Source organism: Bradyrhizobium sp. WSM4873 (assembly GCF_055811355.1).
In genome coordinates, this window is sequence record NZ_JBVVPS010000099.1 from 1 (window position 1) to 1,147 (window position 1,147).

Here is a 1,147-nt window from a genome sequence, read left to right on the forward strand (position 1 = left end):
CTAAACGAAATGGACTCCGGGGACCAAAGGGAGGTGCAGGCCACGCTTCTGCGCCTCAACAGACAGGCCTGGCCGACTTCGAAAGCTAGCAAATCGAGCACGCAAGCTACGACAAGCTATTACGAAGCCGATCGTGCCGGGTGCCTCTCTGCCAACCATAAACATGTTTACGGCGAGACCTGGCTCGCCTGGAGCTTTGGCTCAACGGAAAGCGAATTTGGTCCGGCTTGTTCATCCTAGAGTTTTAACCCCCAGTTTCGGTAGTTGAAGAACAGCGCAACGTCATCTTGAACTATCTCTTCCCGGTTGAAGAACTCGAGCTGACCTGCGTTGCTCGTTTAGCGGTCATGACCGGCGGATCCTGCCCGCTGTCGTGCGATGATTCTTTTGAAAATGATGTTGCGACCACACAAGAAACGCTCGACCACACGCGGCACAAATCGCTCGCCGTGCACTCTGAAGATATGGTCTGCAATCTCGGCAAACGTCATGTGGGGCGTAGTCTCGACCAAAGAGAGGATCTCCGCAGCATAGCCCTCAATCCGAGCTGAACGCCGATTGCTGACCAGCGCGATCGCTGTCGATGGCGCCCCCCCGAAACGGCTGGCAGCGCCCCGGCAGCTCATCCCTTCATCTTGCACCGCCATAATAATGCGAATGCGAAGGTCAGGCGAGAGTGGTTTAACCATGCGGCCTGCCCTCCATCACCACCCCCTCGGATGGATCACGATCTGGCCCGCGAGCCTATGCTTTCCGATCCATCGATAGAAAACGTGCTCTACAGTCCGGACTCAAATGGTCCAGCTCGTACTCTCGACCTAACCGACGTTTTCAGCGTCGACCCGCAAGGGCCGATCCGAGCTGGATTTCTTAAAACTCGTCTTCCTCGCTATTAGACCCTGACCTTGCCTGACTTGCTGGACTATGCGACGGAAGAACAGAACTATGTTCGGTGCTTTTTTGTGTATCGTTTAATGGACACTTTGCGGAAAGATCTTCGTCCTAAGTTCTTCCAGAGGGTTCGGATTGACTAAATTGCAGCCGCGAACTCCACTCTTAAAATCCTGCGCCTTCGCTCCGGCATTCACGACCCCGCAGTCGGGACTTAGTTCGCGCCCCCACGCGCAGAGCCGACGTGCATGAAAAT

The 1,147-nt window shown here is 55.1% G+C and carries 2 protein-coding genes; both read left to right on the forward strand.

The genetic code is table 11. From position 1 onward, the window contains the following. The coding region (locus AC0L21_RS37890) for a hypothetical protein (protein WP_473256571.1) at window positions 1-240 on the forward strand (240 nt) is incomplete at its 5' end. A 47-nt stretch (window positions 241-287) separates the two neighbouring features. Continuing rightward, window positions 288-551 (forward strand): hypothetical protein, encoded by a 264-nt coding sequence (locus AC0L21_RS37895; protein WP_473256572.1) that lies wholly within the window; start codon window positions 288-290, stop codon window positions 549-551. Window positions 552-1,147 lie beyond the last annotated feature (596 nt).